The following is a 24,100-nucleotide window of genomic DNA, read 5'->3' as shown; positions in this document are numbered from 1 at the left end:
GGCAGAGCTTGACAAATTGCCACTGAGGGCCGACCCGTGGCGCAAACCAGATGATTGGGGGCAAAGATGGCCGAGACAAAGAAGATACTGCGCGCATTGGCAGGTGAAGTTCAGGATGTGCCGCCGATCTGGATGATGCGTCAGGCCGGGCGCTACCTTCCCGAATACCGCGCGACGCGGGCGCAGGCGGGGGATTTCCTGTCGCTGTGCTATAACCCCGAGCTGGCGGCCGAAGTCACATTGCAGCCGATCCGTCGCTATGGGTTCGATGCGGCGATCCTGTTTGCCGATATCCTGTTGGTGCCACAGGCGCTGGGCGCGGATTTGTGGTTTGTCACCGGTGAAGGCCCGCGCCTGTCGACCATTACTCAGCAGGCCGAGTTCGATGCGCTGAAGCCCGTGGATGCGATTCATGAGACTTTGTCTCCGGTCTATGAAACCGTGCGCATCCTGTCGCGGGAATTGCCGTCCGAGACGACTCTGATCGGTTTTGCGGGCGCGCCCTGGACGGTGGCCACCTATATGATCGCCGGGCGCGGCACGCCGGATCAAGGCCCGGCCCATGCCCTGCGCGAGGGCAATGTGGCGTTGTTCGAGGCCCTGCTGGAGCGGATTACGCTGGCGACGATCGAATACCTCTCGGCCCAGATCGAGGCCGGGGCCGAGGTGGTCAAGATCTTTGACAGCTGGGCCGGGTCCCTGAAGGGCGAGGCATTCCAGAAATATGCGGTTGAGCCGTGCCGTGTGATCACTCAGGCCATCAAAGAACGTCATCCCGGAATTCCGGTCATCGGTTTCCCGCGCGAGGCCGGTGAGGGCTATGTCGGGTTTGCCAAAGCCACCGGCGTGGATTGTGTGGCGCTGGACAATTCGGTCGCGCCGGATTGGGCGGCGGCCAATGTGCAGGTGGATGGCTGTGTGCAGGGCAATCTGGCCTCGTCCCATATGGTGACGGGCGGGCAGGCTTTGGTGGATGAGACGCGGCAGATCGTTGAGGCGTTTTCCAAGGGGCCGCATATTTTCAATCTGGGGCATGGGATCACGCCGGATGCTGATCCTGAGAATGTGCAGCTGATGATTGATACGGTGCGCGCGCGGTAAGCCGGGTGGAAGGGGGCCAGCCCCCTTCTTGGCCTGCGGCCAATTCATCCCCCGAGATATTTTTGGCCAGATGAAGGGTGGATCAGTTTTTGGTGTCGAGGTCGGCGAGAATCTCGGCCCGGTGTTCGTCTCGATTTGGGCTGGGTTTTGATTGCCAGTCATGGGTTGAGAATCGTGGGGCGGCCACAGCTTGCAGGTTGCCGTTCTGCGTTGTCCAAGTTTGGCGACTTTGGTTCATTGGGTGGTCAAGTGCCTGTTCGGGGCTGAGAACCGGCGCGACGCAGGCGTCTGAGCCGTGGAACAGGTGTGCCCAGTGGTCGCGCGGTTGTTGGGCGAAAATCGCTGTAAGGCGTTTGGTGAGCGTGGGCCAGCGCGTGCTGTCATACTGCTGTTCAAAGCCCGGGTCTTCTGACAGGCCCAGTAGCTGCAGGAATGTGGCGTAGAATTTGGGTTCCAGGCATTGCACCGTGATGAAGCCGCCGTCGGCGCAGCTGTAGGTGCGGCTCCAATGGGGGCCGTCGAGAAGGCTTTGACCTCTGATTTCATCAAGATTTTCGGTTTGCCGCAGGCTCATCAGCAGGTTCATCATATGGGCCGAACCGTCGTAGATGGCGGCATCGACGACGGTGCCTTCCCCTGTCTTTTGAGCATGTAGCAGGCCGGCCAGGAGGCCCGCCACCAGATACATGGCGCCACCGCCGATGTCGCCCACCAAAGTCGCGGGAGTCTGTGGCGGCTGACCTGCTTGCGACGCGTACCAGAGCGCGCCGGACAGCGCGATGTAGTTCAGGTCATGCCCCGCGGTGTTGGCCAGCGGGCTGTTCTGGCCCCAACCAGTCATGCGGCCATAGACCAGTTTGGGGTTCAGGGCGTGGCAAGGAGCCGGGCCGAGGCCCAGCTTTTCCATGACACCTGGGCGGAATCCTTCGATAAGCGCATCGCCAGAAGCGATCAGGCGTTGGGTGATGTCCAGATCGTCTGAGTCTTTCAGATCCAACGCAATCGACCGTTTACCGCGATCCAGCACCGATTGCTCGGGCATTCCGGGTGTTCCTGCCCCTCCCTTGCGGTGGATGGTGATCACATCTGCGCCCATATCTGCCAGCAACATGGCGGCGAAGGGGGCGGGACCCAGCCCTTCGAATTCGATGATCCGAAAACCGTTCAGCATTTTGCCGCTCCTGTAAGTATCACCGCAGGGTTTCGGGAATACCGGCGAATTGCAAGCCCGGGCAGGCTTCGGCAAAATCCGCGTAACGGCCGGTGCGGAATGGGTCTGTTCTGTGCTGGCCCACCGGGGTAGGGTCGCCGTCAGGACAGGGAAACAGCATGACCACCATTCTTTCGATCAGGGATTTGCGAAAATCCTATGCTGACGGGTTTGAGGCGCTTAAGGGCGTGACTTTGGACATTCGGCAGGGTGAGATTCTGGCCTTGCTGGGTCCGAATGGCGCGGGCAAAACAACTCTGATTTCAACCATCTGCGGAATTACCACGCCGAGTTCGGGTACAGTTACGGTCGGAGGGCATGACATCCAGTCCGACTTTCGCGCTGCGCGCCGGATGATCGGCCTTGTCCCGCAGGAGATCGCGCTGGAGCCATTCGAAAAAGTCTGGAACACGGTACGTTTGTCGCGTGGGCTGTTTGGCTTGGGTCGAGATGACGCGCGGATCGAAGAGATCCTGCGCAAGCTGTCCCTGTGGGACAAGCGCCGCAATGCCATCAAAGAGCTGTCGGGCGGGATGAAGCGCAGGGTGCTGATCGCAAAAGCGTTGGCGCATGAGCCGCGCGTGCTGTTTCTGGATGAACCCACCGCCGGTGTTGATGTTGAATTGCGCAAGGATATGTGGGAGATCGTGGCCGAACTGAAACAGGCGGGCGTCACGATCATTCTGACCACTCATTACATCGAAGAGGCCGAAGCAATTGCCGACCGCGTTGGTGTCATCGACAAAGGCGAATTGCTGCTGGTTCAGGACAAGAACACTCTGATGGCGCAAATGGGCAAGAAGCAGATCGAAGTCATGCTGACCGATCCCATCGCGTCGATCCCCGACAGTCTTGCAGCGCATAACCTGACGTTGAATGGCAATGGCGATGCCCTGATCTATACCTACGATACCCATGCCGACCGCACCGGCATCACCACGTTGCTGAACGATGTGGCGCAAGCCGGGCTTATTCTGCGCGACGTGCAGACCCGTCAGTCGAGCCTGGAAGAAATCTTCGTCAATCTGGTGTCGGGAGAGCCTGCATGAACTGGTCCGCAATCGCTGCTATTTACCGGTTCGAAATGGCCCGGTTTTTCCGGACGCTGGCACAGAGCTTTTTGTCTCCGGTTCTGTCGACCTCTTTGTATTTCGTCGTCTTCGGTACTGCGATCGGCAGTCGTATCCAAGAAGTTGAGGGCGTATCCTATGGCGCGTTCATCGTGCCGGGTTTGATCATGCTGTCGGTGGTGACGTTGTCGATATCGAACGCGTCTTTCGGGATTTATTTCCCCAAATTCCTTGGCACGATCTACGAGCTGCTCTCGGCCCCTGTGAACTTCATCGAGATCGTGATCGGCTATGTGGGGGCGGCGGCGACCAAGGCGCTGTTCGTAGGAGTGGTGATCCTGATCACAGCGACGTTTTTTGTGGATTTACGGATCGAACATCCGCTGGCGATGGTGGCGTTTCTGGTGCTGACTTGCCTCAGTTTCTCATTGCTTGGGTTCATAATTGGCATCTGGGCAGGCAACTTCGAGCAGATGTCGCTGGTGCCGCAACTGGTGGTAACACCGTTGATCTTTTTGGGTGGCACATTCTATTCGATCTCGATGCTGCCGCCGGTTTGGCAAACGATCACATTGTTCAATCCTGTAGTCTATCTGATTTCAGGTTTCAGATGGTCGTTTTATGGGCTGGCGGATGTGCCGATAGGCTTCAGCCTGCTGGCAATCGTGGCCTTTACAGGCATTTGTCTTGGCATCATCTGGTGGATTTTCAAAACCGGTTGGCGCATTCGCAGCTAGGTGCGTTTGGCGTTGCATTTTTGCCCATCAACTCCGGGAAATGTGATCCGGCTGCATCTAACGTTCAAACGGTCCCTTGTTTAGCACAATGGCGCACTCTACATCGGCTCCCATGAAACTCAGCCTGCCCTTTGTCAAAAAACAGCCATGCGTGGCCATTGTGCGTCTGTCCGGAGCCATCGGAATGGCCGGCCGAGGATCGATGTCCGACACGTCGCTGGCCCCGGTTCTTGAGAAAGCCTTTCGCAAAGGCAAACCCGCCGCCGTCGCTCTCGAGGTCAACTCTCCCGGCGGTTCACCGGTGCAAAGTTCTTTGATCGGCGCGCGTATTCGGCGGTTATCTGAGGAATTAAACGTTCCTGTCATAGCATTTGTCGAAGATGTCGCCGCCTCGGGCGGGTATTGGCTGGCAGCTGCAGCTGATGAAATTTATGCCGACGACAGTTCGGTTCTGGGGTCCATCGGAGTGATCTCATCCGGCTTTGGCGCGCATGTACTTTTGAAACGTCAGGGGATCGAGCGGCGCGTGCATACGGCCGGAGAGTCGAAATCCATGCTCGACCCGTTCTCGCCCGAAAAGAAAGAGGATGTGGCCCGGCTAGAGCGCCTTTTGGGTGATATTCACGAAAATTTCATCGCCCATGTCAAAACCCGGCGTGATGGAAAACTGGATGAGAGTCAGGATCTGTTCACCGGCGAGATTTGGCTGGCGCGTCGCGCGCAGGAATTGGGATTGATCGACGGGATTGCTCATCTGAAACCCAAGATGCAAGAGCGGTTCGGCGACAAGGTAAAATTCCGGCGCTATGGGTTGCGGAAACCTTTGTGGTCCCGGTTCGGTGCTTCCTTGGCACAGGATGCGATTGCAGGGCTTGAGGAACGCGCGGCCTATGCGCGTTTTGGGTTGTGACGTGATTATCAAGATTGTCACCCTCTTCCTGATCGCCATGGGCGTGTTGGCCATGTTTGGAAAGCTGCGTTTTCCCGGACAAAAAAGGTTGCAATCGGCACGGTGTCCGCGCTGCGGGCGGTTCAGGATCGGTAAAGGCCCCTGCGCCTGCAAAAAAGGAGGCCGTACATGACGGCATGGCTGTTATCCGGCCTCGGATTGCTGATCCTGTTGCTGGCAGGAGATGCGCTAGTACGTGGTGCGGTAAACCTGAGCCTGCGTCTGGGCGTACCTGCGTTGATCGTCAGTCTGACGATTGTGGCCTTTGGCACTTCGGCGCCTGAATTGTTGATCGCTATCAGTGCGATCAAGGAAAACGCGCCGGGTATTGCGCTCGGGAACGTGGTCGGGTCGAACACGGCCAACATCCTGCTGGTATTGGGCCTTCCAGCGTTGCTTGCCACTTTGCACACAAGCGAATGCGACAGCCGCAAGAACTATGTCTTCATGATCATGGCCACAGTGTTGTTTATTGGGTTGGCTTTCTTGGGCGAATTCAATCTGGTCAGCGGAGGTATCCTGCTGGCTGCACTGGCTCTGGTCCTGTGGAATGCCTTCCGCGAGGCCCATGCCCATCGGAAAGCCTGTGGTGAGGCTTGCAACGATGACGAAGAACTGGATGGCCTCGAAGAGGCCGACCCGGATATGCCGTACTGGAAGATCGCGATCTATCTGCTGCTGGGTCTGATCGGATTGCCGATGGGAGCGCATCTGCTGGTCGAAAACGCAACCGTAATCGCGCGCACCTATGGGATCAGTGAAACGATTATCGGCCTGACCTTGGTGGCGGTCGGCACGTCTCTGCCTGAATTGGCCACGACGGTTATGGCGGCGTTGCGGCGTCAGGCGGACGTTGCGCTAGGTAACGTGATCGGGTCAAACATGTTCAACCTGTTGGCCATTGTCGGTATCGCGACATTGGTCGGGCGAATTCCGGTTGATCCCGAGTTCCTGCAATTCGATCTGTGGGTCATGCTGGGCGCCTCATTGCTGCTGATCCCGTTCGTGTTTTTCAAGAAAGATATCACGCGCGTGTGGGGCTTGCTGTTGACCCTGCTCTATGCGGTCTACATCGTCACATTGCTGGCGTAATGTGACGGAGAGTCCCCGATGACCCGAGCCCTTGTAACCGGAGCAGGTATTCGCCTTGGCCGGGCCATGGCCCTGTATCTGGCGCAGCGTGGATATGATGTCGCTGTCCATTATGCTTCGTCCGAACAACCGGCGTCGGATGTCGTAGCCGAGATACGATCAATGGGTCGCAATGCTGTTGCCCTACAAGCCGACCTGCTGGACGAGGCGCAGGTGAACGCCCTGTTGCCCCGCGCAGCCGAGGCATTGGGTGGGTCGATCACCTGTTTGGTCAACAACGCCTCGATCTTTGAATACGACAATATCCAAACGGCCACGCGGCAAAGCTGGGACCGGCACCTCGAAAGCAACCTGCGCGCGCCTTTTGTGCTGACCCAGGCGATGGCTGAACAAGGGTTGCAGCCCGACACCGATGCGGCAGGCGAACCGGTTGCAACCGGTCTGATCGTCAATATGGTCGACATGCGGGTACGCAAGCTGACCCCCGAGTTCATGTCCTACACCATCGCCAAGATGGGTCTGTGGGCGCTGACCCGCACTGCTGCGCAAGCGTTGACTCCGGCGATCCGCGTCAACGCAATCGGTCCCGGTCCCACGATGCAGGGGCACCGCCAAAGCGTCGATCACTTCAATGCGCAACGGCGGAACACGGTATTGGAGCGCGGCGCGAACCCTTCAGACATCACTGCCGCGCTGGGGTATTTTCTGGATGCACAGGCGGTCACAGGGCAGCTTTTATGTGTGGATGGTGGGCAGCATCTTGGCTGGCAAACTCCGGATGTTTTGGGCGTTGAATAGGTAATTCTCAGATAAGTTTTGCACCGCTCTCATTTCCGTTACCAACACGTTACAAAAATGTATTGTTTTTCATGCACTTGTCTCGTTTGAGAAAAATAATTAACAAAAACAAATGGTTAAGTTATTGCCTAATTTTTGTGCAAATCAAGGAATCCTTAATGAATTAAGGGAAAATCGCGATACCCGGAAACTTATCTTCATACTTATCCACAGAAACCGTGGATTTGTTTTCTCTTGATCTGAGGCGCGCAAGATTGCAGCCATGGTCAGGGAATCATATTTCAGACACATGACCGTCCAGAACGAATCGAACTCCGAAAACCAGAGCGTTGGATACGAGTGTATACAGCGATATGTGAAAACGCTGGACAGTTCTCCGGGCGTTTACCGGATGTTGGATGCCGACAGTCGTGTTCTGTACGTGGGCAAGGCGCGAAACCTGAAGGCGCGGGTGTCGAACTATACGCGGCCCGGACATTCGGGGCGGATCGAGAAGATGATCGCCGCGACGGCTTCGATGATGTTTCTGACCACGCGGACCGAGACCGAGGCGCTGCTGCTGGAGCAGAACCTGATCAAGCAGCTCAAGCCCAAATACAACGTGCTGCTGCGCGACGATAAGAGTTTTCCGAACATTCTGGTGTCGAAGGATCATGGCTTTCCGCAAATCAAGAAACATCGCGGGGCCAAGAAAGAAAAGGGCGCCTATTTCGGCCCTTTCGCCAATGCGGGCGCGGTGAACCGGACGCTGAACCAGCTGCAAAAGGCGTTTCTGCTGCGCAACTGCTCGGATTCCATGTTCGACAGCCGCACGCGGCCCTGTCTGCTGTATCAGATCAAGCGTTGTTCGGGGCCGTGTGTGGGGTTGATTTCCGAGGCCGACTACGGCGAAAGCGTCAAGGATGCGGAACGGTTCCTGTCGGGCCGCTCGACCAAGGTGCAGGAGGATCTGGCCGAACAGATGATGGCCGCGTCCGAAGCGATGGAGTTCGAACGCGCCGCCAGCCTGCGCGACCGTATTCGCGCGCTGACGCAGGTGCAGACGTCCCAAGGCATCAATCCACGCGGCGTTGCCGAGGCGGATGTGATCGGCCTCTATATGGATAGTGGGCAAGCCTGTGTGCAGGTGTTCTTTATCCGGGCCAACCAGAACTGGGGCAACAAGGACTTTTACCCTCGGGTCGGGGCGGATGTGTCGCCTGCCGAGGTGATGGAGGCTTTCCTTGGGCAGTTCTACGACAACAAGGAGCCGCCGCGTCAGTTGATCCTGTCGGACGGGGTCGAGAACGCTGATCTGATGCAGGACGCGCTGTCGGAAAAGGCCGGTCGCAAGGTGGAAATCCTTGTGCCGCAGCGCGGTGAGAAACAGGAGCTGGTCGCCGGGGCCCTGCGCAACGCGCGCGAGTCGCTGGCACGGCGCATGTCGGAAAGCGCCACGCAGGCCAAGCTGTTGCGTGGCGTGGCCGAGGCGTTTGATCTGGACACGCCACCCGAGCGGATCGAGGTCTACGATAACAGCCATATCCAAGGCACCAACGCGGTGGGCGGCATGATCGTGGCGGGCCCCGAGGGGTTCATGAAAAACGCCTATCGCAAGTTCAACATCCGGGGTGATGACCTGACCCCCGGCGACGATTTTGGCATGATGAAAGAGGTTCTGACCCGCCGTTTCACCCGCCTTTTGAAAGAAGACCCGGATCGGGACAAGGGCCATTGGCCCGACCTGCTGCTGATCGACGGTGGCGCAGGACAGGTGAGTGCGGTGCATGAGATTATGGTCGAACACGGTGTCGAAGACATCCCGATGGTCGGCGTCGCCAAGGGCGTGGATCGCGACCACGGCAAAGAGGAATTCCACCGCATCGGCCAACGCGCCTTTGCGCTGAAGCGTAACGATCCGGTGCTGTATTTCATTCAACGCCTGCGGGATGAGGCGCACAGGTTCGCCATCGGCACCCATCGCGCCAAACGGGCCAAGGCCGTTGGGGCGACGCCTCTGGACGAAATCCCCGGCGTGGGCGCGGCGCGCAAACGCGCCCTGTTGACCCATTTCGGCAGCGCCAAAGCGGTCAGCCGGGCCAATCTGGCGGACTTGAAGGCGGTGGACGGGATCTCAGCCGGGTTGGCGCAGAAGGTCTATGATTTCTTTCACGACAAGGGCTAGGCCCGCCGCCCGCGCCACAGGATGTACAGCCCTGACGCCACGATCAGCGCCGACCCGATCCACACGGTCTGGTCCAGCCGCTCATCAAACATCACAACGCCCAACCCGATCCCGAACAGCAGCCGCGAATAGCGGAAGGGCGTGACGGACGACACCTCACCCGTGCGCATCGCCTTCATCAGCGAGGCATAGGCCATGACGCCCATCACGATTGCGCCGGTCAAATGCAGGCTGACTTGCGCGCTTAGGGGCTGCATCGGTGTGCCCTCCCAGAACTGATAGGCCAGTCCGGCGATGATGATGCAGAGGAAACCGTAGAACCCCAGCACCTCGGTCCCCAGTGACGCGGGCGCGGCGCGGCTGGCCAGATCGCGCCCGGCAAAGCCCAGCATCCCCAACACCGCAAGGATGGACAGGGCTGAGAAGCTGTCCCCGGTCGGTTGGATGATGATCACGACGCCGAAAAGACCGATCAGAATGGCGCTCCACCGCCGCCAGCCGACGGTTTCGCCAAAGACCAGAGCAGCGCCCGCAACAACGACCAGAGGCGTGGCCTGCAGGATCACCGTGGCTGAGGATAGTGGGGTCAGCGCGATGGCCAGCACATAGAACAACCGCCCTAGGATTTCGAATATCGCACGCACCTTCATCGGGCGCGACAGTACATCGGTCTGAAACAGCCGTGTGCCGCGCAGCAGTGCCACCACGGCATAGATCACCGCACCGCCTGCGCCGAACAGTACCAGCACCTGCCAGATCGAAATCGCCGCCGAGGCCGCTTTGATCAGCGCATCCTCAAGCGCGAACAGTGCCATTGCGGCGATCATCCATGCGCTGCCGATCAGGTTCGATCGGGGGTCGGTTTGAATGTGACGGGTCATGTATCGCTCTGTCTGGGCCAGCCGCCAATCTGACCGCAAAGCCCGCGCGCGCCAAGCCGTGTGATTGGGGTTGCGACCCTTTGACCCCGAAGGCCACAACTGCCTGTGATCGGGTCAGATTTTCAATGGTCCATCTTTTATGTCCTGAACCGGCGATGTAGAGTTTTTTCCATGAAGTGGAATTTGCCCAATATCCTGACCGTGCTGCGCCTTATGGCTGCCCCCGGTCTGGCCGTGATGTTTTTGTATTTCACCCGGCCCTATGCCGACTGGTTTGCTCTCATCCTGTTCATGTCAGCGGCGATCACCGACTGGTTCGATGGGTATCTGGCCCGTGCTTGGAAGCAGGAAACCAAGATCGGAGCGATGCTGGACCCTATTGCCGACAAGGCGATGGTGGTGATCGCGCTGATGATCCTTGTGGGCTATTCGACCGAGCACTGGACGCCTTGGCTGGTGCTGCCCGCCACCGTGATTCTGTTCCGCGAGGTGTTTGTTTCGGGGTTGCGGGAATATCTGGGCGATGTGGCGGGGACTTTGAAAGTGACCAAGCTGGCCAAATGGAAGACCACAGCGCAGATGTTTGCCATTGCGGTGTTGTTTTCACAGGGAATTTTTGAACATTACTTTGTCATGGCCACGTTTGGCATGGACCCTGCGACCATTGATCAGGTTCTCATTGGACAGCTTGAGGACGTAAACCACATCCGCTGGCATCTGGAAGGTATGTTCTGGTCCGGCCGGATCGGTCTGTGGCTGCTGTGGATCGCGGCGACGCTGACGTTGATCACCGGCTATGACTACCTACGTAAAGCCATGCCCCATCTGAAGGAGAGCTAAGCGATGGATGTGCTGTATTTCGCATGGGTGCGCGAACGCATCGGTCTGCCCAAGGAAAAGGTCGAGACACAGGCCGCAACCGTATCCGAGCTGGTCGCGGAACTGACCGCGCGTGAAGATCGCTATGCCGCTGCTTTTGCCGACCTGTCGGCGCTGCGCGTGGCGCTGGATCAGGAACTGTCGGACTTTGATGCCCCCTTGTCGGGCGTGCGCGAAGTTGCGTTTTTTCCGCCCATGACAGGTGGCTAAGATGCGGATCGTCGTACAAGAAGCCCCGTTCGACATGGGGGCCGAGGCCAACGCCTTTGCTGCCGGGGATGAGGCCGCAAATGGGGCCATCGTAACCTTCACTGGTGTTGTGCGCGATCTGGCCACAGGCGATCTGGACGTGATGGAGATCGAGCATTATCCCGGCATGACCGAGCGCGCCCTGACCAAGATCGCCGAAGAAGCACAATCGCGCTGGTCGCTGGGCGATGTGCTGGTGATTCACCGCCACGGAAGGCTGGCTCCGGGGGATCGGATCATGATGGTGGCCACAGCCTCGCCTCATCGCAAAGACGCTTTCGAAGCGGCAGAATACCTGATGGATTACCTGAAATCCCGTGCGCCGTTCTGGAAGAAAGAGATCACCAATTCTGGTGCTGACTGGGTCGCTGCCAAGGACGAAGACGAGGACGCGCTGACGCGCTGGTGATTTAATCTGCGTTGTTGATGCGCCCGCGCAGCTCTTCGGCCTCTTGCCTTGCTGCGCGTAGCCCATCCATGGCGGCGGACAGTTCGGCCTCGGCTTGCGTTAGCTGGTTGGTCAGTTCAGCCTCGCGCTGCTGCAGATATGTGATGGCCTGATCGCGGGTTTCCTCGGCCTCGTGCAGCTCCTGGCTCATGCGGTCCAGATCGGCCACGTCGCTTTGGCGCACGCGGGACAGGCGATGGGCCAGCCAGTTGGCGAACCACCCCATGCAAAACGCTGCAAACAAAATGACGGCGGTGGCGATGATGAATTCTAGTCTGTTCAACTTACTGGTCCCCTGCGCCGGTTTCTTCGGCGTCTGTTTGTGCGTCTTCTGACGGCTGTGTGTCCTGTTCCAGCGCTTCCAGACCCGTCTCGGAATTGGCGACGGGTTCAGGGCGGATCAGGCGGAATTCAATCCGACGGTTTTCTTCGCGACCTTCCTCGGAGCCGTTGTCGGCGATAGGTTGCGTTTCGCCGTATCCCACTGCGGTGTAGCTTGCGGTGGGGACGCGCCGTCCGCGCAGCTCGTTTAGGATGGACTGTGCCCGAGCCTGGCTGAGCTGCTGATTCATCTCTTCCCGGCCCTGACTGTCGGTGTGGCCCTGGATCTCCATCCGGATTGGGCCGCATTCGCGCAGAATGTCGGCGATCTGGTTCACAGTATCACGCGAATCCGCCGCCACCGTGGCCGAGCCAGGTTCGAAGGCAATCTTGCTGGCCGTCTGAACTTCGGCAATGCGGTCTTCGCATTGCTCGGGGTCTGGCAGGGCGTCTTCGGGTTCCGGAGGTTTTTGGTAGGTGATCGAAAGTGTGTATTCCTGCGCTTCGCCCAGCTTGTCGGACAAAAGGCCAGCGATGCGCGCTCTGGTGTCGGGTTCATGGCTGACGCCGTTCAGCATGACATCGTCCGGCGTCACAGTCAGAGCGCCATTGTGCAGTAAGGACAGCGCCTCAAGCCCGGCCAGGACGCGCACGGCCCAGTCGGTGGGCAGGTCAGGCACAACGCGGGTTGCAGTATAAACCTGTTCCGAGCCAAACGCCGCGCGGGCATAGCTGTCGACCATGTCCCGAAGGGTTTCATCACCCAAGCGCCCGCGCATTTGGACCAGCCCTTCGGGGCTGCGCGTGGCGGAAAACTCGGGCGGGCCTGTGGGTTCGTCGGTATCAGGCTCGGGCAGGACGGCGTGAAGGGCGAAGACCTCGGGCAGCGCATTCTCAAGCTCGCCTACCACGCGGTCGAAAGTGGCGGCGTTCGTACCCATCTCGGCGACCAGCGTGATGTCGGCGTCAGACATGGTCACAGATCCCAAACCGATCTGAGCTAACGCCTTGATGCTGAGCGTTGCGGCCTCGGACCAGCGGGGTGATGGAACGCCCAAACCGATCGTACAGGTGTAAGGTCCGGTCAGCCCTGCCGCTTCGGCGGTGGCAATGATGGCGTTTCGGGAATCCTGATCAGGCGCCGAACACGCGTCGAAATGACCGCCTTCGGCATCGACAATGTAGCGCAGCGTAAACGGCGTGATCACCGGCCGCGGGGCCGTGATCGACAACCCGATCCTAAGGCTGGGTGGGGCAGCGCGCGTCAAATCCTGTTCAAGCCGTTCCTTTTCCTGCTGGCTGTCGGCGATAGCGGTAATCCTCACCAACCCCGGACTGGCCGAAATCTTGGCGCGCGGAAGCCGAACAAGGGCTTCGATCGCGTAGGTCAGTGCCTCGTCCCAGCCTTTGGGCTTGGGATAATCAGCGGTCTCAAGAAGGTCAGATACGTTGTCCCCGTCCAGCCGATGCAAACGCTCCATCAGAGCCTCGCGGTCCTGGCTGAGCGGGACCAGACCTATCACCGAAATACCGCTGTCATTGCGCAGAATTTCGGCCGAGAACTTGGGTGGTGCCAATTGGGTCGTGGGTGCGACCTCCATCTCGTCAATAACGCGCGAGGTGTCGACTTCGGTGCCGGCAGCGGTCAGGGCGCTGAAACGCGCGGCTTCGTCAGCAGCGGTGCCAGTCAGTATGACGCGCAAGCCGTCGGATTCGACCTCGGCCCAGTCATGGCCTTTCAGATCAAGCGCGCGGCGCACCGCGAATTCCGATGCCTCTTCGACCTTGGTGACCGAGTAACTGGCGGCCAGCAGAGACAGCCCGGCAGAAACCAGGAAGATAAAGGCAACAGCTAGGAGATAAGGCAGACGCATGTGCAGACAGAAGACTCCTCGGGTGATTGAGCCGGACTCTTACAGAGGCCCGGCCCGAGGTGCAATCAGACCAGCAAGGCCACACAAAGGAAGATCAGCGGAATAAGGCCGGTGTCGCGATTTGCGCGGAAAAGTTGCAGCAGCTTGGCGTTGTCTTCGGTGTCCAGTCCGCGCAATTGCCACGCCATGTGCCACCCCATCGCCCACGGCCCGGCCAGCGCAACAAAAAGCGCCATGATCGAGGCCTGAGTCGTTGCCGCGTCGATGATCGCCAGCCCCATCAGCGACACGGTCGCAACGAGGAAGTATTTCAGCCATCTGGCTGTATCTGAACCAAACAGGCGTGCAGTGGATTTGATGCCGATCAACTCGTCATCTTCGGCGTCCTGATGGGCATAGATCGTGTCGTAGAACAGCGTCCAGGCGATTCCGGCCAGATAGAGCGTGATCGCGGGCACCCCGACCGTTCCGGTATGCGCTGCCCAGGCCAGCAGAATGCCCCAGTTGAACGCCAGTCCCAAAAACACCTGGGGCCACCATGTAAAGCGTTTTGCGAACGGATAGATTGTCACCGGCAACAGCGACAGGACGCCCATCGCAATCGCAGCTTGATTGAAGGTCAGCAAAATACCCAACGCCAACAGGCATTGCAGCCCCATCCAGACAACCGCTTGTCGTACCGTGACCTGACCTGATGGGATCGGACGCGACCGAGTACGCTCGACCTGAGCGTCGAACTCGCGATCGGTGATGTCGTTCCACGTGCAGCCGGCGCCGCGCATCAGAAAAGCGCCGATTGCGCAGCCAATGGCGATCCAAAGGTCTTCCCATCGCGGGGTGCCATCGCTGAGGATGGCCAGCGCAAGACCCCACCAACAGGGAATCAGCAACAGCCATGTGCCGATGGGCCGGTCCGCGCGGCTTAGGCGCAGATAGGGGCGGGTGAAGGCGGGCGCATGGGTGTCGACCCAGTTGCCGCTTACGGCATCAGCGACCTGACCGTCTGGTGTTGGGGCATTGCCTTGCATATTAAGGTCTCATGAGTGCAAAGATCAGACTGTATGTAGAGCACCCTTTGGGTCCGGGGCAATCGGTTCCTTTGACGCGTGATCAGGCCCACTACCTGTTTGGCGTCATGCGGCTGGCCGTGGGCGGGCAGGTGGCTCTGTTTAACGGCCAGGATGGCGAGTGGCTTGCCGACGTGGCCGAAGCGGGCAAGCGTGGTGGCGTGCTGTCCTGCGCCCGCCAGACCAAACCACTGCAAATGCCGCCCGATCTGTGGTTCCTGTTTGCGCCGATCAAAAAGGCGCGCACCGATTTCATTGTCGAAAAAGCAGCCGAGATGGGGGCCGCGCGTATCCTGCCCGTGCAGACTGAGTTCACCAATTCCGAGCGTATACGCCAAGACCGTCTTCAGGCCCACGCAGTCGAAGCGGCAGAGCAATGCGGCGGAACTTACGTGCCCGAGGTTTCCGATCTGCAGCGGCTTGATCGCGTGCTGGATGGGTGGCCAGAAAACCGACAACTGATGTTCTGCGACGAGGCAGAGGTTGGGTCGGCCCTGCGATTGGCAGCCAATGAAACGGGCCAACCCTGGGCGATTCTGATCGGCCCCGAGGGCGGGTTTTCGGATCGCGAACGGGCCCGCTTGTCTGGTCTTCCTTACGCACATGTGGTCAGCCTTGGGCCACGTATTCTGCGCGCGGATACAGCAGCGGTGGCGGCGCTGACCATGTGGCAGCAGGCACTGGGGGATTGGTCGTGAGCTGGCAACAGGCCCAACAAGAGGACGTGCCACGCATCACCCGGTTTTTGTCCGACCACATTCAGACCTCGATGTTTCCTCTGGCCAATCTGCGGGATTTTGGTTTGAGGGGCACGGACCCTCGTGCCTTGAACGTCTGGACTTTGGGTGACGGCCCGCGCGCGGTCTTCGCGATCACGAATGAGGGCATGGTCCTGACCCAGTGCCCGGACTGTTCCGATGACGAGCTTATGGCCGCGATTGACCTGATCCGGGGGCGCCCCTTGTTCGGCATCGCCGCCGAGGCGGCTCAGGCGCGGCGTATCATGCAGATGGCGGGATGGGCCGGCAGACCCGCGACGCTCAACAGTGATGAACCGGGCTTTACGCTGGACCTGACACAGCTTGTCGTGCCGGACACGACGGGGGCTATGCTGGAACCTTTAAGCGGGTTTTACGGGGACATTGCCGAAGGCTGGCGGACCGACTATTTGATCGAGGCGATGGATTTCGATCCCGCCCGCGCGCGAAAACAGGCGCGTAAGGACTTTGTCGCTTATACCCAGCGCAACTCACATCGAATATTGCTGATCGACGGGCAGCCCGTGGCCATGACCGGGTTCAACGCGCGCTTGCCTGACGTAGTCCAGATCGGAGGGGTCTATACCCCGCCCGAACTGCGTGGACGGGGGTATGCCCGCTTGGCGGTTGGGTTGCATCTGCTTGAGGCAAACGCCAGTGGCGTATCCCGTGCCGTTCTGTTTGCGGCTTCTGATTCCGCAGCGCGTGCTTATATGGCTATTGGATTCAAACCGGCAGGGCAGTTTTCACTGATCCTGTTCAAAGACCCAAAGGACCCGGCATGAGCTTTATCCGACCCGAAGCCAAACTGACCCTGTGGCGCTGGCGCGAAGTGCTGGTCGCCGTGGCCGTTCTGCTGGTTGGTCTGAGCTGGATTGGCGGCCCCGGCGGATTGCTGGGCTGGATGGGCTGGGTATTGGTGATCGTCGCGGCGGCGCTGACCGTGATCGGTGTGCAACGCGCGCGGTTTCGCACTGGCGCGGGTGGTCCCGGAGTTGTCACCATCGACGAAGGGCAGATTACCTATCTCGGTCCGCTGGACGGCGGAATGGTCGCCACGCGCGAGATCGAACGGCTGGCGCTGGACCCGACCTCGAACCCGGCGCATTGGGTGCTGTCGCAACAAGGCCAGCCGACGCTTCACATTCCCGTGAATGCCGAAGGGGCAGAGGCTCTGTTTGATGTGTTCTCGAACCTGCCAGGGCTGAAAACCGAACAGATGCTGGCCGAACTGAACGGCGGCGCGGTGCATCCCGTGGTGATCTGGGAAAAGCGCCCGATGCGCCCGGCGCATCTGCGGCTGCATTGACACTGGCGGCATTTCCCCCCACGACTGACCCAAAGACAGACACATCAGGATCGGAGAGCGGTTCATGTCCATCCCCCAGTCCGGCGGCGGGCCGATCGAACGCCACGAACAACTTGCGGAATATCTGGAATCGGGCTGCAAGCCCAAAGCCGATTGGCGCATCGGGACCGAGCATGAGAAGTTCGGCTATTGCAAGGACACGCTGAAACCGCTGCCGTTCGAGGGCAAACGCTCCATCGTGGCGGTGCTTGAGGGTCTGCGCGACCGCCATGGCTGGGCCGAGGTGCGCGAGGGCGACAACCTGATCGGTCTGGAAAAGGACGGCGCGAATGTCAGCCTTGAGCCCGGTGGCGCGTTGGAGCTGTCGGGTGCTCCGCTGGAGACGATCCACGAGACCTGCGATGAGGTGAACACCCACCTGCGCGAGGTGAAGGATATCGCCGATGAGATCGGCGTGGGATTCATCGGTCTGGGCGCGGCTCCGATCTGGACCCATGATGAGATGCCGTTGATGCCCAAGGGCCGCTATCGGCTGATGAACGACTATATGGAGAAGGTCGGCACCATGGGCCGCGCCATGATGCGGCGCACTTGTACCGTTCAGGTCAATATCGACTTTGGGTCTGAGGCCGACATGGTGCAGAAACTACGCGTGGCGCTGGCCTTGCAGCCGGTGGCGACGGCGCTCTTTGCCAATTCGCCGTTTTTCGAGGGCAAGCCCAACGGCCAGAAAAGCTGGCGCAGCCATATCTGGCGGCATCTGGATGATGCGCGGACCGGGATGCTGCCTTTCGTGTTCGAAGAGGGGTTCGGGTTCGAACGCTATGTCCAATACGCGCTCGATGTGCCGATGTATTTCGTCTACCGCGACGGGCAGTATATCAACGCGCTGGGCATGTCCTTCCGCGATTTCCTGCAGGGCAAACTGCCCGCGCTGCCCGGCGAGACGCCGACGCTTTCCGATTGGGCTGATCACCTGACAACCGCCTTCCCCGAGGCCCGCATCAAGAAATACATGGAGATGCGCGGCGCCGATGGCGGCCCGTGGCGCCGCCTGTGCGCGCTGCCTGCCTTTTGGGTGGGTCTGACCTATGATCAGGGCGCGCTGGATGCGGCGTGGGATCTGGTCAAGGGCTGGGACGCGGAAACCCGCGAGGAACTGCGCGTTCAGGCGGCGGTTCAGGGCCTTCAGGCGCAGGTCGGCGGCATCAACATGCACGATCTGGCGCGCGAGGTCGTGGCGATCTCCGACGCCGGTCTGAAATCCCGCGCTTTCCCCGGCGCAGGTGGTCTAGTGCCGGATGAGACGCATTTCCTGAACGCGCTGAAAGAAAGCATCGACACAGGGAAAGTCCCCGCCGATGAGTTGCTGGATCACTACAATGGCGACTGGAACGGCGATCTGACCCGGATTTATCCCGAATACAGCTATTGATCCGCACCGTCCCGCTTGCAATCGCGGGGCGGGGCCGATAGCAGGTTGGCGACCAAATTCAGAGGGCGTCATGGACGATCTTAAGGCAAAATATCTGGGGCAAATCGCCGAGGCCGGCGACGAGAACGCGCTTGAGGCGATCCGCGTCGCCGCCGTGGGCAAAAAAGGCGAGGTCGCGCTGAAGATGCGCGAGCTGGGCAAAATGACGCCCGAGGAACGCCAGATCGCAGGCCCCGCGCTGAACGCCCTGAAGGATGAGATCAACTCGGCGCTGGCCGCCAAAAAGGCCGCGCTGGCCGATGCCGCGCTGGATGAGCGTCTGCGCACCGAATGGCTGGACGTGACCCTGCCGACCCGCGCGCGCCGTCAGGGCTCGATCCACCCGATCAGCCAAGCGACCGAGGAGCTGACCGCGATCTTTGCCGAGCTGGGCTTTGCCGTAGCCGAAGGGCCTCGGATCGAAGACGACTGGTACAACTTTGACGCCCTGAATATCCCCGGCCACCACCCCGCGCGGGCCGAGATGGACACGTTCTACATGCACCGCGCCGAAGGCGACGACCGCCCGCCGCATGTGCTGCGGACGCATACATCGCCGGTGCAGATCCGCTCGATGGAGAAACAGGGCGCGCCGATCCGCGTCATCTGTCCGGGCGGCGTATACCGTGCCGACTATGACCAGACCCACACGCCGATGTTCCATCAGGTCGAGGGGCTGGCCATCGACAAGGACATCTCGATGGCGAACCTGAAATGGGTTCTGGAAGAGTTCGTGAAGGCGTTCTTTGAGGTCGACGATGTCGAACTGCGCTTCCGCGCCTCGCACTTCCCCTTCACCGAGCCGTCGGCTGAGGTCGATATCCGCTGTTCCTGGGATAACGGCCAGCTGAAGATCGGCGAAGGCGACGACTGGTTGGAGATTCTTGGCTCGGGCATGGTCCACCCCAAGGTGATCGCCGCCGGTGGGATTGATCCGGAGGTCTATCAGGGTTTTGCCTTCGGCATCGGGATCGACCGTCTGGCGATGCTGAAATACGGCATTCCGGATTTGCGGGCGTTCTTTGACAGCGATCTGCGTTGGCTGCGCCACTATGGGTTCGCTGCACTGGATATGCCGAACCTGCATGGTGGGTTGTCGCGGTGAATGAGGAGAAAATGGTCACGGCGTGTGAAAACGTTTGTCGTGATTTTTCTTGGGCAACCGGGTTCGTTAATGATTTGGCACCAATGATCGCTCTTGCTGGGGCGATCCTTCTATTCTTTTTGCAGCGGCGTACTGATCAAAGAGCGAATGAAAGACGTTTGAAGCAAGAAGTCTACCGCAAATACTTGCGTTGGCTCGCCGATAATATCGGTCACTTGAACAGCAGTGATAACAATGAAACGGAAACGCGCTTTGAAATTGTTCGACTTAGAATGGAGATGATGTGCATCGCCTCCGATGAAGTCGTAGTTGCATTGAAAGAGGTAGGGGAAGCGCGGGAAAACCTATCTGCGCAAACCGCGCAGAACTTCGCAGAAGCTATTGCCAAGCTAGTACTGAGTATGAGGAGAGATGGATTTCCCTATACTGGAATTAGTCAGAATGACATTGCGGATGTAATTGAAAAGCTACCTTTCAAGTTTACTCCAGACAACGCTCAGGAGGAGGTATAGCGCCGCTGTTGTCTCGAATTATGCGCGGAGCAAAGGCCGATAGGCCGCCGCGCTATCGCCAGACCGCCCGGACGGGCTGGCGATTTGTCTCCGCCAGCACAACGCTCGAACAGCGCGCGGATTTGGCTGGCATAAAGTGCCCAACACCGACCGAAGATCGCCACCCCGCGGTCTGGCGACAGCGCGGCTTGTGATCTGATATTACCAATGGGCGATCGCGCGGCTTGTTACAGGTTCCCACAGGGTTGTGACGTGACAGTTTGCGTCAGGCGGCTAGGCTCCGGCCTATGATTTATCGACTACTTTTTCTGCTGCTGACCGCTACCCCTGCACTCGCCATGGGTCCGTGGAAATCCGATTGCCATGGCGACACCGCCTGCGAGCTCGGAGACCGCTCATATCATGTGCTGGAGCCCGAGGGATGGGACGGGGAAACCCCTCTGCCCATTCTGCTGCATTTCCACGGCTGGGCGCGGCAGGGGACTGTGGTGGTGAATCATCAGCGCATCGCCGGGGCCACAAAACTGCGCGGCGTGTTGCTGGTGGCCCCCAACGGCTTGGGCAAAAGCTGGGACTTCTGGACATCAGACACGCGTGACGTTCCCTTTGCCGATGCGGTGCTTGAGGATGTGGCCAAGCGCTATCCGGTTGATCCTGAACGCATCTATGTCTCGGGCTATTCCTTCGGCGGCGCGATGGCGTGGCGCTATGTGTGCCAGTCGGGCAATGACGTTGCCGCCCTGCTGGCCGTTGCGGGCAGCATCCGCCAGACCGAGGACTGCCCCGAAGCCCCGCGCGAGGCGCGCCATGTGCACGGCCTCAGCGATACGGTGATGGATTTCCCGTATGGCACCAATGGCGACACGACCTATCCGGTGGCGCTGTGGCGCGCGGCTTATGGGTGCCACGATGCCACCCCGCGCGGCGATTGGAGCGTGGTGCCGATCCTGACCCTCAGCCGGGTGGAATGGACCGACTGCGCGCGCGGGCAGGTCACGCTGGACACGCATCCGGGCGGGCATTTTATCCCCCATGGCTGGATCGGGCGGCAATTGGACGAGCTTTTGGGCCGCACCCCCACCTATCCCTAATGCGCAGCGCTTGCACCTTGGCGCAATCTTTGTCATTGCCTGTGCCGACTGGATATCTGCCAAAAAAGGCCCCGAGCAATGAAATTCACTCTGTCCTGGCTGAAAGACCACCTCGACACGGACGCGTCGGTTGATGAGATCGCCGAGGCGCTGACCGACCTCGGCCTTGAGGTCGAAGAGATCGTGAACCCGGCGGACCGGCTGGCGGGCTTTACGCTGGGCCATGTGAAGCACGCAGAAAAGCACCCCGACGCCGACAAGCTGCGCGTTTGCACGGTGGAAACCGATGAGGGCGATCTGCAGATCATCTGCGGTGCGCCCAACGCGCGCGAAGGCATCACCGTCGTGGTTTGCAAGCCGGGCATGTATATCCCCGGTCTGGATATCACCATCAGCGTCGGCAAGATCCGGGGCGTCGAAAGCTTTGGCATGATGGCCTCCGAGCGTGAGCTGGAGTTGTCGGACGAGCATGATGGCATTATCGAACTGCCCTCGGGCGAAGTCGGTGATCGCTTCGTCGACTGGTTGGCCGAGAATGACCCGTCCAAGGTCGATCCGATGATCGAGATTGCGATCACGCCGAACCGCCCCGATGCGCTGGGTGTGGCGGGGATTGCGCGCGATCTGGCCGCGCGTGGGGTGGGCACGCTGAAAGAGCATATCCACGCGCCAGTGCCCGGCGATTTCGAATGCCCGATCAAGGTGACGATAGACGACGACACCCTGGACGGCGCGCCGCATTTCACCGGACGTTTGATCCGGGGCGTCAAGAACGGCCCCAGCCCGCAATGGCTGCAGGATCAGTTGAAGGCCATCGGTCTGCGTCCCATTTCGGCGTTGGTGGATATCACCAACTACATGACCTTTGATCAGAACCGCCCGCTGCACGTGTTTGATGCGGATAAGGTGCAGGGCAACCTGCGAGTTCACCGCGCCAAGGGTGGTGAAACGCTGGTGGCGCTGGATGAGAAGGAATACACCCTGCAGCGCGGCATGATGGTGATCTCGGACGACAAGGGCGCGGAATCCATCGCGGGCATCATGGGCGGCGAGGAAACCGGCTGTACCGATGAAACGGTCAATGTCTTCCTTGAAAGCGCGTTCTGGGATCATGTGCAGATCGCCCTGACGGGCCGCGCGCTGAAAATCAATTCGGACGCACGTTACCGCTTTGAACGTGGCGTTGACCCGCAATTCACCCGTGAAGGGTTGGAGCAGGCGACGCAGATGATTCTGGATATCTGCGGCGGCGAGGTATCCTCGGTTGTCGAGGCCGGGAAGGCCCCGAACCACGCGCGCGCCTACAAGCTGGATGCGGCGCGGGTGCAGTCTCTGGTCGGGATGGATATTCCTGAAAGCGAACAGCGCCAGACCCTGACCCGTCTGGGTTTCCGCCTTGAGGGGGAGATGGCGCAGGTGCCCAGTTGGCGCCCTGATATCATGGGCGAGGCCGATCTGGTGGAAGAGGTTGCGCGGATTGCCTCGCTGACCAAGCTACAGGGTAAGCCGCTGCCGCGTGTGACTGATGGCATCCCCAAAGCGGTGATGACCCCGACGCAGCGCCGTCAGTCGATGGCGCGCCGGACATGTGCGGCGCTGGGGTACAATGAATGTGTGTCTTATACCTTCATTGATCAGGCGTCCGCTGCCCTGTTTGGGGGCGGCGATGCCGCGACGCAGCTGGAAAACCCGATTTCCTCGGAAATGAGCCATATGCGCCCCGATCTGCTGCCCGGTCTGCTGCAGGCAGCCGCGCGTAATCAGGCACGCGGCTTTGCCGATGTTGCCCTGTTCGAGGTTGGCCCTGTTTTCCACGGCGGCGAGCCCGGCAACCAGAAAACCCAGATCACTGGTCTACTGGTGGGCCGCGATGGTCCCAAAGATGTGCACGGGGCTGCGCGCGCCGTGGATGTGTTTGACGTCAAAGCCGATGCCGAGGCCGTACTGGCCGCGATCGGTGCGCCCGCCAAGGTGCAGGTCTTGCGCGATGGCGATGCATGGTGGCATCCGGGCCGTCACGGCAAAATCTGTCTGGGTCCGAAAAAGGTGCTGGGCGTGTTTGGTGAACTGCACCCGCGCATCCTGCAGGCGCTGGATATCAAGGGCCCGGCGATGGCCTTTACCATCTGGCCGGACGAAGTGCCTCTGCCGCGCAAGTCCGGGGCTACCCGTGCGGCGCTTGAACTGCGCGATCTGCAGGCGGTGGAACGTGACTTTGCCTTTGTGGTTGATGCGGATGTCGAAGCTCTGACCTTGGTGAACGCAGCGGCAGGCGCGGATAAGGCGCTGATCGACGATGTACGCGTGTTCGATGAATTCATCGGTGGTAGCCTGGGTGAGGGCAAGAAATCGCTGGCCATCACCGTGCGTTTGCAACCGACGGACAAGACCCTCAAGGAAGAGGATATCGAGGCGGTTGGTCAGAAGATCATCGCCAAAGTGTCCAAGGCCACGGGCGGCGTTCTGCGCGGCTGATCGGTGGGGCACGATAACAAGACAAAAGGGGCCGGACGCGCCCCTTTTTCATTTCAGGAGGAGCAAGACATGCTGAACGTTTACCTCTCGGGCGAGATTCACACCGATTGGCGCGACCAGATCATCGAAGGCGCGCAGGGGCTGGATATCACCTTTAACAGCCCGGTGACCGACCACGCGGCCAGCGACGATTGCGGCGTGGCCATTCTGGGGGCCGAGCCGAACAAATACTGGCACGACCACAAGGGCGCGATGGTCAACGCGATCCGCACCCGTAAGGGGATCGCGGATGCGGATGTGGTCGTGGTCCGCTTTGGCGAGAAATACAAGCAGTGGAATGCGGCCTTCGACGCAGGTTATGCTGCCGCTCTGGGCAAATCCCTGATCGTGCTGCATGGCCCCGACCATCAGCACGCGCTGAAAGAGGTCGACGCCGCAGCTCTGGCGGTGGCCGAGCACCCCGCGCAGGTGGTCGAGGTTCTGCGCTATGTTCTGACCGGGCAACTGCCCGGATAGCGGTCGATAGGGCGGGGCAA

The 24,100-nt window shown here is 59.9% G+C and carries 25 protein-coding genes; 19 read left to right on the top strand and 6 right to left on the bottom strand.

Annotated elements, in window-relative coordinates:
- The first annotated feature begins 66 nt into the window (after nucleotides 1-66).
- Nucleotides 67-1,101 (top strand): uroporphyrinogen decarboxylase, encoded by a 1,035-nt coding sequence (hemE, locus tag J7380_RS09005; protein ID WP_209195421.1) that lies wholly within the window; start codon nucleotides 67-69, stop codon nucleotides 1,099-1,101.
- Nucleotides 1,102-1,183: 82 nt separating this feature from the next.
- On the opposite strand, the gene J7380_RS09000 is transcribed toward hemE, so the two are convergent.
- Both J7380_RS09000 and J7380_RS08995 read right to left on the bottom strand, forming a co-directional pair.
- Nucleotides 1,184-2,272 (bottom strand): CaiB/BaiF CoA-transferase family protein, encoded by a 1,089-nt coding sequence (locus J7380_RS09000; RefSeq protein ID WP_209195420.1) that lies wholly within the window; start codon nucleotides 2,270-2,272, stop codon nucleotides 1,184-1,186.
- A gap of 19 nt (nucleotides 2,273-2,291) precedes the next feature.
- Entirely contained in the window at nucleotides 2,292-2,432 is a 141-nt protein-coding gene (locus J7380_RS08995; RefSeq protein WP_209195419.1) for a hypothetical protein, read from the bottom strand.
- On the opposite strand from J7380_RS08995, the gene J7380_RS08990 reads away from it, so the two are divergent.
- The 6 genes from J7380_RS08990 to uvrC all read left to right on the top strand — a co-directional run bounded on the left by J7380_RS08990 (nucleotide 2,431) and on the right by uvrC (nucleotide 9,121).
- Nucleotides 2,431-3,360 carry an ABC transporter ATP-binding protein gene (locus J7380_RS08990; protein WP_170353628.1) on the top strand — a complete coding sequence of 310 codons (930 nt, stop codon included), beginning with the start codon at nucleotides 2,431-2,433 and terminating at the stop codon, nucleotides 3,358-3,360. The two genes, J7380_RS08995 and J7380_RS08990, sit on opposite strands and share 2 nt — an antisense overlap.
- A complete protein-coding gene (locus tag J7380_RS08985; protein ID WP_209195418.1) occupies nucleotides 3,357-4,118 on the top strand; it encodes an ABC transporter permease in 762 nt (253 codons plus the stop codon). The genes J7380_RS08990 and J7380_RS08985 overlap by 4 nt, the downstream gene beginning before the upstream one ends.
- Before the next feature lie 112 nt (nucleotides 4,119-4,230).
- Nucleotides 4,231-5,028: a S49 family peptidase gene (locus J7380_RS08980; RefSeq protein WP_170751957.1), complete on the top strand. Its 798-nt coding sequence runs from the start codon at nucleotides 4,231-4,233 to the stop codon at nucleotides 5,026-5,028.
- A gap of 168 nt (nucleotides 5,029-5,196) precedes the next feature.
- The gene (locus J7380_RS08975; protein ID WP_209195417.1) at nucleotides 5,197-6,159 is read left to right on the top strand and encodes a calcium/sodium antiporter; all 963 of its coding nucleotides are present in this window, start codon (nucleotides 5,197-5,199) and stop codon (nucleotides 6,157-6,159) included.
- Between the two features lie 18 nt (nucleotides 6,160-6,177).
- On the top strand, nucleotides 6,178-6,957 hold the full coding sequence (locus J7380_RS08970; protein WP_209195416.1) for an SDR family oxidoreductase: 780 nt from the start codon (nucleotides 6,178-6,180) through the stop codon (nucleotides 6,955-6,957).
- Nucleotides 6,958-7,246: 289 nt separating this feature from the next.
- The gene (uvrC, locus tag J7380_RS08965) at nucleotides 7,247-9,121 is read left to right on the top strand and encodes an excinuclease ABC subunit UvrC (RefSeq protein ID WP_209195652.1); all 1,875 of its coding nucleotides are present in this window, start codon (nucleotides 7,247-7,249) and stop codon (nucleotides 9,119-9,121) included.
- On the opposite strand, the gene J7380_RS08960 is transcribed toward uvrC, so the two are convergent.
- Nucleotides 9,118-10,002: a DMT family transporter gene (locus tag J7380_RS08960; protein ID WP_209195415.1), complete on the bottom strand. Its 885-nt coding sequence runs from the start codon at nucleotides 10,000-10,002 to the stop codon at nucleotides 9,118-9,120. The genes uvrC and J7380_RS08960 overlap by 4 nt on opposite strands.
- Nucleotides 10,003-10,173: 171 nt before the next feature.
- Between J7380_RS08960 and pgsA the strand changes: the two genes are divergently transcribed.
- The 3 genes from pgsA to J7380_RS08945 are packed head-to-tail and all read left to right on the top strand — an operon-like array spanning nucleotide 10,174 to nucleotide 11,539.
- Entirely contained in the window at nucleotides 10,174-10,842 is a 669-nt protein-coding gene (gene pgsA / locus J7380_RS08955) for a CDP-diacylglycerol--glycerol-3-phosphate 3-phosphatidyltransferase (RefSeq protein WP_209195414.1), read from the top strand.
- A 3-nt stretch (nucleotides 10,843-10,845) separates the two neighbouring features.
- Nucleotides 10,846-11,091 carry a molybdopterin converting factor subunit 1 gene (gene moaD / locus J7380_RS08950; RefSeq protein ID WP_170353620.1) on the top strand — a complete coding sequence of 82 codons (246 nt, stop codon included), beginning with the start codon at nucleotides 10,846-10,848 and terminating at the stop codon, nucleotides 11,089-11,091.
- A 1-nt stretch (nucleotide 11,092) separates the two neighbouring features.
- Nucleotides 11,093-11,539, top strand: coding sequence for a molybdenum cofactor biosynthesis protein MoaE (locus J7380_RS08945; protein WP_170751946.1), 447 nt, complete (start codon nucleotides 11,093-11,095; stop codon nucleotides 11,537-11,539).
- Nucleotide 11,540: 1 nt separating this feature from the next.
- Here the strand turns inward: J7380_RS08945 and J7380_RS08940 are convergent, their stop codons facing one another.
- The 3 genes from J7380_RS08940 to ubiA form a co-directional block, all read right to left on the bottom strand.
- Nucleotides 11,541-11,861 (bottom strand): hypothetical protein, encoded by a 321-nt coding sequence (locus tag J7380_RS08940; protein ID WP_209195413.1) that lies wholly within the window; start codon nucleotides 11,859-11,861, stop codon nucleotides 11,541-11,543.
- Between the two features lies 1 nt (nucleotide 11,862).
- Nucleotides 11,863-13,773 carry an OmpA family protein gene (locus J7380_RS08935; protein WP_209195412.1) on the bottom strand — a complete coding sequence of 637 codons (1,911 nt, stop codon included), beginning with the start codon at nucleotides 13,771-13,773 and terminating at the stop codon, nucleotides 11,863-11,865.
- Between the two features lie 65 nt (nucleotides 13,774-13,838).
- Nucleotides 13,839-14,801, bottom strand: a complete 963-nt coding sequence (ubiA, locus tag J7380_RS08930) for a 4-hydroxybenzoate octaprenyltransferase (RefSeq protein ID WP_209195411.1) — start codon at nucleotides 14,799-14,801, stop codon at nucleotides 13,839-13,841.
- 11 nt (nucleotides 14,802-14,812) lie between these two features.
- On the opposite strand from ubiA, the gene J7380_RS08925 reads away from it, so the two are divergent.
- From J7380_RS08925 to J7380_RS08885, 9 genes are all read left to right on the top strand, one after another.
- Nucleotides 14,813-15,538 carry a 16S rRNA (uracil(1498)-N(3))-methyltransferase gene (locus J7380_RS08925; protein ID WP_209195410.1) on the top strand — a complete coding sequence of 242 codons (726 nt, stop codon included), beginning with the start codon at nucleotides 14,813-14,815 and terminating at the stop codon, nucleotides 15,536-15,538.
- Nucleotides 15,535-16,383 (top strand): GNAT family N-acetyltransferase, encoded by an 849-nt coding sequence (locus J7380_RS08920; RefSeq protein WP_170751940.1) that lies wholly within the window; start codon nucleotides 15,535-15,537, stop codon nucleotides 16,381-16,383. The genes J7380_RS08925 and J7380_RS08920 overlap by 4 nt, the downstream gene beginning before the upstream one ends.
- Entirely contained in the window at nucleotides 16,380-16,907 is a 528-nt protein-coding gene (locus tag J7380_RS08915; protein WP_209195409.1) for a hypothetical protein, read from the top strand. The genes J7380_RS08920 and J7380_RS08915 overlap by 4 nt, the downstream gene beginning before the upstream one ends.
- A gap of 64 nt (nucleotides 16,908-16,971) precedes the next feature.
- Nucleotides 16,972-18,342 (top strand): glutamate--cysteine ligase, encoded by a 1,371-nt coding sequence (locus J7380_RS08910; protein ID WP_209195408.1) that lies wholly within the window; start codon nucleotides 16,972-16,974, stop codon nucleotides 18,340-18,342.
- A gap of 70 nt (nucleotides 18,343-18,412) precedes the next feature.
- On the top strand, nucleotides 18,413-19,486 hold the full coding sequence (gene pheS, locus J7380_RS08905) for a phenylalanine--tRNA ligase subunit alpha (RefSeq protein WP_209195407.1): 1,074 nt from the start codon (nucleotides 18,413-18,415) through the stop codon (nucleotides 19,484-19,486).
- Nucleotides 19,483-19,998, top strand: coding sequence for a hypothetical protein (locus J7380_RS08900; protein ID WP_209195406.1), 516 nt, complete (start codon nucleotides 19,483-19,485; stop codon nucleotides 19,996-19,998). Before pheS ends, J7380_RS08900 begins: the two co-directional genes overlap by 4 nt.
- Before the next feature lie 287 nt (nucleotides 19,999-20,285).
- Nucleotides 20,286-21,089 (top strand): polyhydroxybutyrate depolymerase, encoded by an 804-nt coding sequence (locus J7380_RS08895; RefSeq protein ID WP_209195405.1) that lies wholly within the window; start codon nucleotides 20,286-20,288, stop codon nucleotides 21,087-21,089.
- A gap of 78 nt (nucleotides 21,090-21,167) precedes the next feature.
- Nucleotides 21,168-23,564 (top strand): phenylalanine--tRNA ligase subunit beta, encoded by a 2,397-nt coding sequence (pheT, locus tag J7380_RS08890; protein WP_209195404.1) that lies wholly within the window; start codon nucleotides 21,168-21,170, stop codon nucleotides 23,562-23,564.
- A 69-nt stretch (nucleotides 23,565-23,633) separates the two neighbouring features.
- Nucleotides 23,634-24,080 carry a YtoQ family protein gene (locus tag J7380_RS08885; RefSeq protein WP_209195403.1) on the top strand — a complete coding sequence of 149 codons (447 nt, stop codon included), beginning with the start codon at nucleotides 23,634-23,636 and terminating at the stop codon, nucleotides 24,078-24,080.
- Nucleotides 24,081-24,100 lie beyond the last annotated feature (20 nt).

This window comes from Ruegeria sp. R8_1, assembly GCF_017743815.1.
Classification (GTDB): domain Bacteria; phylum Pseudomonadota; class Alphaproteobacteria; order Rhodobacterales; family Rhodobacteraceae; genus Ruegeria; species Ruegeria lacuscaerulensis_A.
Note: the sequence above shows the minus strand (reverse complement) of the source record. Positions and strands in the feature narration are given on the sequence as shown.